Below are 1296 nucleotides of genomic sequence, written 5' to 3'. Positions count from 1 at the left end.
AATGTATAATTTCAAAAATATATTTTAGGAGATTTTATGCTCAAATTTGAGATCGTTTATAAATTTTACCTCATTTGCACGCTGATTTTTGGACTTTGTCTGCTCGCGTTTTCGGGAGTAAATTTTACTCTCGGAGAGTACGGCGAATTTTGGATGGGAGCGCATAAATTTGCGGGCTTTTTGGTTGCGCTCGCAGCTGTTTTGCACGTGATAAATCGCAAGAAAAAGCTCATCAAACTCGCAAATGAATTCATAGACGTCGTCACTCGCCGCAAAAACCCGAGCATGTGCAACATGGACCGCATCATCGCATCGCTAGAGCCATATACGATAGCCGAAATCTCGCAAAGGCTTGGTTTTGACGAGACCGAGTTTTGCCGCACATTGCGCGAAAATGGCGTCAAATTTAACGGTGCCGATCAAACCCTACGCCAAATCGCCTTTTTAAACGACGAAAAGATATTTTTCGTGCTAGTTCTCATAGTTGAGGCGAAATTTGGCAAGAGATTTTGCGGCGAACTCAAATTTAAAGGCGCTAAATTTAACGGCATCAAAAAAGTGGCTTAAGCTCGGTAGCAAGCGACGCGGGGACTAAATTTGCATTTTTGAAAGGGCTCAAATTTTAAAAATAATCGCAATTTTAATCATAACTTTTAACGTTTTGCTTTTTGGCGGGATGATTTGGACTATATTTTGGCGAAATCCTAGCAAGCTTAGCCCCCGTCAGCTCGCTGCAATAGACGAAACGAGCGAATCAAGCGCGATAAAAAGACTTTCCGTGCGGCCGTTTTTACTTTGGTTGGAGCGGTTTTTCATCTCGCGTGAAAGCCTTTGGTTTGATCAAAATTACATCTATGTTTTTAGAGGGCAGGAGTTTGTTGCAAAGTATAAATTTGAGCAAATTGCAGCGCTTGAGGGCACGAAAATATGGATAAATAGCGCTAGAATTTGGCGGATTTGTTTTGCGGACGAGTTTGAGAAAGACGGCATGAGCGAGTATAAATTTGCACCCGCCGCTTCGCTTTTTACGCCAAATTTTAAAGAGTTTTTGCAAATTTTGCACGAGAAAGATGAGGATACGATCAAAACGAAACCGAGATTTTGGGAGGAAGTTTAGCGGTAAATTTGCACACTAATAAAATCACTCAAATTTAGCCTTTAAATTTGTTTTTTAGTTAAGTGATATAAATTCGAGATTAAATTTAAATTCAAGCAAATCAAGCTAGCGAGCGCCATTAAAACGCTCGCTATTTAAAAGAATTAAGCACCTATGATGATGTGGCTAGCTTTGATGAT

2 protein-coding genes are annotated in these 1296 nt (G+C 40.2%); both read left to right on the top strand.

Going from position 1 to position 1296, the window contains the following annotated elements:
• Positions 1-36: 36 nt before the first annotated feature.
• Positions 37-567 (top strand): chemotaxis protein, encoded by a 531-nt coding sequence (locus Q0546_RS04840; protein WP_298791024.1) that lies wholly within the window; start codon positions 37-39, stop codon positions 565-567.
• 109 nt (positions 568-676) lie between these two features.
• Positions 677-1117, top strand: a complete 441-nt coding sequence (locus Q0546_RS04835; protein ID WP_298791022.1) for a hypothetical protein — start codon at positions 677-679, stop codon at positions 1115-1117.
• Positions 1118-1296 lie beyond the last annotated feature (179 nt).

Origin of the sequence: uncultured Campylobacter sp. (assembly GCF_937997465.1) — a bacterium.
Classification (GTDB): Bacteria; Campylobacterota; Campylobacteria; order Campylobacterales; family Campylobacteraceae; genus Campylobacter_A.
The sequence above is the reverse complement of the archived record's forward strand: the minus strand, read 5'-3'. Positions and strand labels throughout refer to the sequence as shown.